The organism is Streptomyces sp. NPDC001890 (assembly GCF_042891445.1).
Classification (GTDB): domain Bacteria; phylum Actinomycetota; class Actinomycetes; order Streptomycetales; family Streptomycetaceae; genus Streptomyces.
Genome location: NZ_JBIATE010000016.1, coordinates 69917 through 79051, shown reverse-complemented (window position 1 = coordinate 79051; position 9135 = coordinate 69917). Strand labels below are relative to the sequence as shown.

At 62.5% G+C, this 9135-nt stretch carries 5 protein-coding genes; 3 read left to right on the top strand and 2 right to left on the bottom strand.

From position 1 onward, the window contains the following. The first annotated feature begins 1062 nt into the window (after positions 1-1062). Both ACFYY1_RS30115 and ACFYY1_RS30110 read left to right on the top strand, forming a co-directional pair. Complete coding sequence (locus tag ACFYY1_RS30115; RefSeq protein ID WP_388591191.1) at positions 1063-1767, top strand: hypothetical protein; 705 nt, start codon at positions 1063-1065, stop codon at positions 1765-1767. Positions 1768-1813: 46 nt separating this feature from the next. Beyond that, on the top strand, positions 1814-2233 hold the full coding sequence (locus ACFYY1_RS30110; protein WP_388591190.1) for a hypothetical protein: 420 nt from the start codon (positions 1814-1816) through the stop codon (positions 2231-2233). Between the two features lie 737 nt (positions 2234-2970). On the opposite strand, the gene ACFYY1_RS30105 is transcribed toward ACFYY1_RS30110, so the two are convergent. Together ACFYY1_RS30105 and ACFYY1_RS30100 are read right to left on the bottom strand one after the other, a co-directional pair. Next, positions 2971-3765: a hypothetical protein gene (locus ACFYY1_RS30105; protein WP_388591188.1), complete on the bottom strand. Its 795-nt coding sequence runs from the start codon at positions 3763-3765 to the stop codon at positions 2971-2973. After that, positions 3765-4655: a ParA family protein gene (locus tag ACFYY1_RS30100; RefSeq protein ID WP_351259600.1), complete on the bottom strand. Its 891-nt coding sequence runs from the start codon at positions 4653-4655 to the stop codon at positions 3765-3767. The genes ACFYY1_RS30105 and ACFYY1_RS30100 overlap by 1 nt, the downstream gene beginning before the upstream one ends. 3696 nt (positions 4656-8351) lie before the next feature. Between ACFYY1_RS30100 and ACFYY1_RS30095 the strand changes: the two genes are divergently transcribed. Continuing rightward, positions 8352-8957 carry a dihydrofolate reductase family protein gene (locus ACFYY1_RS30095; RefSeq protein ID WP_351259602.1) on the top strand — a complete coding sequence of 202 codons (606 nt, stop codon included), beginning with the start codon at positions 8352-8354 and terminating at the stop codon, positions 8955-8957. Positions 8958-9135 lie beyond the last annotated feature (178 nt).

Below are 9135 nucleotides of genomic sequence, written 5' to 3'. Positions count from 1 at the left end.
ACTCCCCACATCCGGTGGGCAGCACAGAACGATCAAGGACTTGGAAGGGCTCTTCCTGCGCCGCCGAGAACCGATGTTTGGCGGACACGAGGCGAGATAACGGTGCTGAGCTGCTTAGTTCCGCCGAGCGGGATCAACAGAAGAAAGACCTCTGATGACGGTCCGTGACACGGGATGAAGGCAGGCAAGGTAAGTCGGAACAACTGCCGAAGGGTGTGGACCTGACCCAAGGAGCCCAAGAGTGTTGCGTTTTGATTAAAGGACAGCGGAACCTCGGGCTCTGGCTGTGCGAGGCGCCTTGGGTCGGCAGCTCCTCAGCCCTGGCGGGCTTCCGGTGCTCCGATGGGGAACCTATCGCCGTTGGCGGCTGCAGGACTGTACTCACTTTCAAACGAGTGCAGTGGCTGATGCAGGGGGTGGCTCGGGTGGCCACCGTCGGTACTCGTATCGCGAACCCGTCAACCGGGTTGACGTTCAGTGGTACAGGTCCAGACGCTGGCGTGAACTACCCCCCGAGTTTGCTGTCAGGAGCAGGATCCGATGGAGTCCATGGGGATTGAAGTGATCGTGCGTCTTTATAAAGAGACGCGCAAGCCGACAGGCCTCTGACCTGCGGTTTTCTGGGATCTCGCGTGCCTGGCCGACACACTTCGGCCTTGAAAGTGTTAATGCAGGCATGACACATGGACCCAAAACTTAACCCCAAGTCAACTTTAGAGAACCCGTTGTCCGCCGAGGAAAGTGCAGGTCAGGACATCGAAGGGTGCCCTGATGAGGGCTCGCAGGTGTGCCAGCCCAGGTCCATGTGTGTCCGCCAAAGCTACGTATATCAAGCTGGCTGCAAGTTCTGGGGCCATGCGGCTCCAGAACTCAAGCTGAGTTCAAGTTCGACACTTGCCGCCAACTGGCGCCAGGGAGGGGGTGCGGTGCGAGCAACAGAACTTGACGCCAGCTTAAGTTTCGGTGCCGATCGGAGCGTTCTCTGCGACTCACCGTCAAAACTTAAGCTCAGCTGAAGTTCTGGGATAGGGTCGCAGAGCCTGAGTAGCAAAGGAGGCACGTGTGACACCTAAACCGCCGATGCGACCCCAGCGTCGGCCTAGCGAGATCTCTCAACCCGCTGCGGCACCTGCGGGCGACGACGTCCTCGATGACATCCTCAGCTTGCTCGCCGACCACGTCGGCCAGGAGACTCCCGAGGTTGCTCCTTCAGCAACCAAGAGAGGTCCGCGCAAGGTCAACATCAGCATCGAGTACGACGGTGACAAGCCGACCACGACGCACACCATGGCCGGCAACACTGGGTACAGCCTGACCAGCAACTGGTTTGCGCAGCGGATGGCACAGCTCATCATTGCTCGACGCATCTCTGGCTCCCAGGCTGCGGTGTTCCTGTACGTCGCGGGAGGCCAGAAAAAGGGCACCGGAATCACGTCGTACACACAGCAACAGATCACCGACGGGCTCAACGAGGAGGCTGTCAAGTCGCCCGATGGGAAGAAGATCACCCGTCCCACCGTCAACAAGGCCGTCAAGGCGCTGTGCGACTGGGGATGGCTGGAGGGCGCTGGCTACGGCCGTATCCGGCTCAACGTCACCCTGTGGTTCAACGGGAACAGCGGAGAGCAGAAGGAAGTTCTTCAGGAGATTGCCTCCGACCACGGCAACGACCCTGAGGCATTCCCACACAAGATCGGCCCCCGCACTATCCCAGGCCAACAGGTACTCGACTTCGAGGACCTTGCACAGGCTCGGGAGGCAGGGTGATAACTGACCGAGACCAGTCACGACACGACCAAGGAGAGCAGAGCTGATGGCTAAGCCGGTGATGTCCCCACTTGTTACGGAACGGATCTGGGCACTCCCCATCGGTGCCGCAGCGGTGAAATTTCTTTCCTACCTCGTCTTCAAGAGTGAGCCGGGGAGCGGTGTCCTGCCCCCGCAGAAGACTATGGCAGTTGAGTACAAGGTCACCCCGGCGAACATCAGCCGCCTGCTGGAGCCCCTGTTCAAGCTGAACATCGTCCTGCGGACACCAAATGAACGCAGCAAGAGGGCGAACAGCTACAGCCTCCATCCGCTTGCCGCGCGTTACCCAAGCGCCCAGGCGATGGATGACGCCTTCGCAAAGGCGCTGGTAGACATGAGGGAAGGGCGGCTGGCTCCGCTCAACCTTCCGGTTTACCAGACGGTCCCGCCGACAGAAGGTGCCCCGGTACTTCGGGTGGCTTAGTAGGGGTGTCTGAGCAGTACAGAGAATGGCCCCGCCGATGATCGGCGGGGCCATTCGTGCCTGAATAGCAAACCGGATCCAGCATACGACGCTCGTCCGCCTCAGTACAGCCCGACCCTGCCAGCCAGCCTGTGACCGGCACTGGCCGGCGATGTGCATCGCTCTCCCGGTACCAGCGACCTGGGTCACAAGGGCCGTGGAGCGCCTCCTGGTGGGCTCCCGGATCGTCGGGCGCAACCGTGTCAGCGCCCTGGGCGAAACGTCGTCAGATTGCAATGGCCGGACGGCGTGCGGATCCCACGGTGACTGGGGGCATACCATACCCCGTTCGAGGCGGCCGACTTGGCTCCGTGCCGCGGGGAGCACTGATCGGGCCCCGCCCTATGCACGCGGTATGCAAGAGCCGGCGCGAGGGCAGCTCCGCGGCGCAGGTGAGAGTGGGGGCGGTCTCGCCTGCCACTCCCCACTCCCCTACTGCCTGCGGCGGCCCTGCCCGGCCTTAAGCGTCCCGTCGCCCCGGCAGGAGCTGGTCAAGGACCACGGCCAGAAACTTGGTGTGATCCGGCAGCCCTGACTCGGCCACAAGGTTGTCAATGATCCCGCGCTGAGCCCGGGTCGGCTTGTACTGCAGTTGCGCGGGACCGAGGCCCCGCAAATCCGTGCCCCAGCACGACAGCGGTGGCCCTTGCGATTGCTGAGGGCGCCGCGCATGCGGCGTGAGACGAACCGGGCTCCTCCTAGGCCGGATCTTGAGGAATGAGCCCCTCAGCCTGCAGCTGCATCAGCGCCATCTTTGCGATCTCGCGGGACACCCCATACGTTCGCGCGAGAGCCAGATCGCTGGGCACCTCGAACGTCTTGTCGGAGGTCATCTGGCGGCGCACCTGGCCGGCGATGTGCATCGCTCCGCCAGGGAGGAATTCATTGAGCGCGACCGCAATCAGGATGCCTGGTGTGTCCCGGAGGCCAGCCTCCGCTGCCATCTCCTTCACGACAGACCTGTCATCCTTGGTGGGCTGCCACCAGCGTTGCACCGGCCCCGTGCCCTTGAGAGGGCCCTTGGTGCCTCTTGCAGCGAAGCGGCTGCGGGTAGGGGTCACGCGAGCAGGCATTTTGGCCCGATCCATGGCGTGGGGAATTTCATCCGCGATGTGATCAAGTGCCTCAATCACCACCTCGGTGACCGTCAGATCACGCGCCTGCCTGTACTCCTTCAGTCGATCGGCAACGTCTTGGCCCACACGGAACCCGCTCTGGCCCGCTCGAAGCCCCTGATCGTCCGCCTCGTCATCCTGGCGATAGGAGGAGGTCATGGGCTGCGGCTGAGGACGAGGCCCGGCCGACGCGGGACTGACGACTGCGGCCGGAGCAGCAGGTGCGGCGGGCAGCGGCCCGCTTGCATCGCTTCCCCAGGCCGCGAAGGGATCAGGGGACGCGCCTGCGCCGTCATCTGGGGCGTCGAAGAGGTCTTCCAGCTCCCCTGAGCCTTGATCCTTAGCGTCCTGAATTACCACGTCTTCAACTTCCGACATCAGGCGGCCTTCCTCATTTCTGCCGCGCGCTGAAAGATTTGCGTCACGAGGACCTCGTAATCATTGGCCAGATGCTGTGCGGCGTCCGGGATCGTCCTGGCCCCCGCCTTGCGCTCCTGTTCCAGCTCGAAGGCCGTGAGCCCTCGGTCGCGAATGAGGCCGGCCATCGTCGACGAGTGCCCGACAGCCTGCGGAAACACGTAGGCGTGCTTGCCCAAGATGTTCCTGGAGCGCTTCTCGATTTCCTTGTGGATCTGAGTGGCGTTGCGTGGGGAGAAGCAGTGCGCCACGCCCAGGATCCTGAGTTGACGGTTCACCTGCACAGCCATCTTGAAGGCTTGCCCGAAGTCCTTGAGGCCGTCGTCGAGCGAGGCGGCGTCGTACTTCACCGGCACAACCGCATAGCGAGCCGCCATCAGGCAGAGCCGAAGGAGGTCCGGATTCTCCGGCGGCGTGTCGATGAAGATGGCCTTGTACCGAGGCAGCAGCGGAGCGAGACAGACGGCCAAGCGCAGGTACGCAGCCAAGAACCCCTCATTGCGGGCGACCTCGGTGACGATGGCATTGATCTTACGAACCTCGGGACCACCCACGATCACGTCGAGGTTCTCCCGCACTCCTGCGAGCGGGACCAACGGCGCCCCGGAGGCCATCGACTCGGCGAAGCCCTTGCCCTGGTCCTGCTCGCCGTAGCCCAGATCGCGGTGCATGTTGCCCTGGCCGTTGACATCGATGGCCAGAGTCGGGAGTCCCATCCGAGCCGTCTTGGCTGCAGAGTTGGCCGCCAGCGTGGTCTTGCCCACGCCGCCCTTCCCGTTGCCGAACATGAAGACGTTGGCGAACAGCGAGTAGTCGACCCCATAGTCGGCGACTTGGAGACCAAAGTTCATCAGGCGGGGCTCACTTTCGAGGAGTCGGCGAGGCCCTGATGGGCACAAGCAGCATGGCAGATCACCATGCTGCCCTGCTGACAGACACGCAGGTGACATGGACGATCAGCAGGCGAGCGTACACAACTGCTGTGCAGACGTCCAGCATGAGTGCATGTCTGTGGAACAGTCAGCAGGTTGGTCTACTGAGTAGCAAGCACGGTAGAAGTCAAGCTAAAAAGCGCGCACCCACCTGGTCGAGCATGGATACACAACCGTTCTGCAACCGAGGTACTTGCATGCAGAGCACTCCGCATGCAAACCGCGAACTGAGCACCTTTTACAACAGATTGCACAGCCGAACTTTCAACCTGTGCTCGTGCCTGGGGCCGTGTCCGTAGGGATTCAAGCGGGCCAAACCAGTGATCAGCGAACTGACATACGCGTACGTCTGCAGAAGTTCGTGCACTCATGTACTTCTACGTTCGAGTCAATGTGCCCGCATTCGTGGGTGCCGTCAGGCGAGCCCGTGTGCAAGGGGGATGACGTGCGCGCTTATCCGCACCACGGTGAACTCGCGGACATGCAAGTATCCATGCCGGTGTGGCCTCGCGTTTTTCAACCCGCCACCGAGTCAATGAGCCCGCATTCGTGGATGCCGTCAGGCGAGCCCGTGTGCAAGGGGGATGACGTGCGCGCTTATCCGCACCACGGTGAACTCGCGGACATGCAAGTATCCATGCCGGTGTGGCCTCGCGTTTTTCAACCCGCCACCGAGTCAAAGGGCCCGCATTCGTGGATGCCGTCAGGCGAGCCCGTTGACGTGCCAACTCATCAACGCCAAGGCAAACACGCCAAGATGCCAGAGTGCGACGACGCCTTCTCCCCTGGTTCCCCACGCGTGGGCTCACACTCCCTGGCGCAAACACTCGTCGCCCCAGGGAAGCAGGTTGACGAGCAGGCAGTGGAGCGGCATGACATGCAAGCCGAGAAGCATCTAGTTCAACCGTTCGCGACCCATGCTTCTGAGCAGGGGCAAACACATGAAGTATAGCCAGCCAGCATCCACGAGTCCTTGCACGCATTTCATTGAGCTTGTGTCCACGAAGGTGAACCCTGATGAGGGCTTGCATATACCCAAGCGGGTCAACGGGCTGATACACAGGTATGTCGCTCTGTGAGAGAAGCTCAATGTGCCATAGCGTGCCTACTTCCCCCTCGACCCACTTGGCAATAGGCAATGCACTCTTCTTTGTGAAACTCTTATAGCCATGATGATCAACCCGGATGTCAGCCTGACGAGACAGCAGCAGGTGTGAAAGTGAGGTGACTTGCGTATCCATCTACCTTGTCACCTCCCTGCTCCGATGTTTGCCAACATGGTTGCCAACACACACTGTCCTCTGTGTGTTGCCGTGTTTGTTTTGGTGTTTGTTGACTGCTCGCCAGGTCCTCCTGTGCAAGCATTGTCGCAGGTCAGGGCGCCTTCACTCAAGCTGCTGGGGGAGGAAGGGGGCCAGCTAACCTCGCCTTGCTGCTGCTTCGCGCCGGTTGTTTCTGTCTATCTCGACGCGGATGCAGGGCGCTTCTGGGATAGGCCACGCCCTACCGGGCGGCTTCCCGCCCCCACCTGCTCCGCTTCTCTCGTGCCGCAGCACACTGCACTGCAACGGCAACAAAGCAACTGCCCAGTAGGCTCGTGGCGTGGTGACGCCGGGCTGGCGCGTCTTCTTCATCGGGGGAGTAGTGAGCAGCAGCTTCTCGCTCGCCACGTCCACCTTTCCACCAGCCTCAGTGAGCCTCGACAGATTCAGCTGCGTCTCCGCCTTCTCGGAATGCAGCAGATCGAGCCGATGGTTCTCCTCGAACTTCGAGTTGTGAATGAGCCCGAACAGGCCGCCCGCCTGGCTGCTATGTCCGGAGAATGCGAGAGATCCAGTGCCATAGCGACCCTCAAGGTTCCTCCTGGGCAATGATCTTCAGCTCGCCGGTACGTTGGGCCATGCGAATTCGATCCGCCCCTCGCCACGGAATGTTGGCGGGTCCGCAGACCTTCGACAGAATCGGGAACCTGCACGTCGCCACCGGTGATAGCTACTGTCCCCTTCACCTCGAACGGCCTCGACGCTGATCGAAGAGCAGGAGGGCCGGCACGCGCCTAGGACGCCCAGGGCACTTCAGCTATCACCACCGATCTCCGCGGCAAGATCCTATGGAGCACGCTGAAGGACGACGGTACGCACTCCACCCCGAGTGCACTCTCTTCGCACTCGGCACAGAAAGGACCCGCGCCAAGAACTACGCGCTGGCTTTGCGCAACCCGCTCCGCATCACCACCGACCAGCACTCGAGTACGCTCCTAGCGACGGACTGGGGCCCGGATGCGCGGGCCAGAATCCCGAAATGCGGCCCCGATTTGGCCGTCGAGTGCAGCCGCGTCACCAAGGCTGGCAGTCTCGGCTGGCGCTATTTCGTGAGCGACGAGACCCCATTCAACTACGACTTTGCGACCAAGACCCCCGGACCGAAGTTCAGCTGCAGTGCTCGGAAGCACGACTCCCCGAACAGCATGGGCCTGACAGGCCTGCCTTGAGCACTGCCGGCTAAGCCTGCGGAGAGGTAGCGCCGAGCGGTATTAAGAGTAGGCGTCAGGGGCTCGGATCGCTCGCTAGATGGCCTGGCTCCAGGCTCGGCCAGCGACGACTAGGTGGTAGGTGAAACCTGAGCACGGCTTGGCGCCGTCACCACCTACGCACACACTGCAGAGACGGGGCCAGGTACGAGAGCGCCTTGTGGACCAGCCGTTGCTCGAAGCTGCCGCCACAATGCGGGACCCTCGATGCTCAGCGCCTGGAACCGCATGCCAGAGGGATTCGGCACATCCTTGCAGCGGGTCCGTCCCTGAGGGCTCATCGGTCCTCCGCGTTGCGTTCACGCTGCATAGCTGCGGAATCTGCGCTCTCAACATGTTGTCGGGGCCTGAGCCCTGCGCAACTGCTGTTGGAGGGGCGGCGTGAGCAAGGGTGGGTCCGTCCGGAGCTGGCATGCTCGAGAGGCAGACGTAGGACAGGAGCTCAGGCGGAAAGTGGTCGCATCGCCCGCCATGGCGGGCGGCGCCGAAGGGGATCTGCTCAACTATGTAGCCCGCTTGCTCTAGCCCAGAATGGCGCAGTCAGTCGCTAGATCAGCCGCTCCACCTAGATCGGCATGGCCGCAAGAAGGGCCCTCTTTCGGTGAGAAGCCCAGTCCATGCGGTGGCTGATCAGGGTCACGCAAGTGGCGTAATGGCGGCCTTGTCGTAATGCGGTTTCGGTGCACGCCAGGGGAGTCGGGGATCTGTGTCATGCCCAGACCTACGGAAGGGCATTGCGGTCAATATTCGGATAAATAGGACCAACACGCGGTGTCCATCAGTGCCCTGACCTGCGGTTTTATGGAAACTCGCGCGAGAGGGCCTATTGAGGCTCGGCTGGAGTGAAGGGATGCCGGAAGTCCCGTTCGGCCGTCACGGGGGCGCACAGGGCCTTTGTGGTGTCACTGGGGCCGATCGGCGGCACTCGTTCTGGCGGACGCTGCCGAGTTGTGACTGAGCGTTTCGGTTGGCCCCTGAGCGTGACGGTTGGCCCGGGCCGTTTTCTCGTTACTCCACAGCGCGGCCGATGAGTTTGCGGCTCCCAGCAGGTCCAAGCTCGTGACACCCCAGGAAAGGACACCGCCATGTCGGAGCTTCTCGTCGACTTCATCACCTCCCTCGACGGCCACGCATCGGGAGAGGGATGGCCCGGGTTCTGGGGCCTTGAGGGTCCGGAGTACCTCGCATGGCTCGGCGAGCAGCCCGAGGCCACCTACGTGATGGGAGCGAATACCTACCGCCTGATGTCGGGCTTCGCCGCAGGCGAGGTCCCGAATGGTCAAGACGAGTTCAGGCCCGAAGAGGAGGCGTCCGTCGACGAGCTCACGCAAGCTTCCAAGGTGGTGTTCTCCTCCTCTCTCAAGGAGCCACTGACATGGGCCAACTCCACGCTCGTCCGCGACGACGCTGTCGAGGCGGTCCGTGTCATGAAGTCGAGTGGCTCGGGGCTCCTCAGCACGATCGGCAGCCTCAGCCTGTGCCGGTCCCTGCTACGAGCCGGACTCGTCGACCGCTTCCGGGTCGTGATGTTCCCGGTGATCACCGGGGCCACAGGTGAAGAACGCATCTACGACGGCTATCCGGACGTTGCTCTCGAGATGATCGAGCACCGCACCTTCGACGGCCGCATCCAGCTGGTCGAGTACAAGACCCGCGTGCTCGAGCAACCGCCGCTCGGCGTCCCTGCGTGACGACGCCCCGTCCGCCGGTCTGGACGACCGCCAGGCCGACGCCGGCGGGCGGCCAACGTCAGGGCGCCCGGCCCACCTGGCCCCGAAGCCGACGCAGGTCAGCCCATGTACGCCCTCCCAAGCCGCGGTATACGGATGCGCCGCTGGACGCTTCCCTGGGCAGAGCCTCGCGAGCTGA

Coding starts and splice junctions, on each gene's coding strand:
- ACFYY1_RS30110 (WP_388591190.1), top strand. CDS start 1,814: ATGGCTAAGCCGGTGATGTCCCCACTTGTTACGGAACGGATCTGGGCA.
- ACFYY1_RS30105 (WP_388591188.1), bottom strand. CDS start 3,765: ATGTCGGAAGTTGAAGACGTGGTAATTCAGGACGCTAAGGATCAAGGC.
- ACFYY1_RS30100 (WP_351259600.1), bottom strand. CDS start 4,655: ATGAACTTTGGTCTCCAAGTCGCCGACTATGGGGTCGACTACTCGCTG.
- ACFYY1_RS30095 (WP_351259602.1), top strand. CDS start 8,352: ATGTCGGAGCTTCTCGTCGACTTCATCACCTCCCTCGACGGCCACGCA.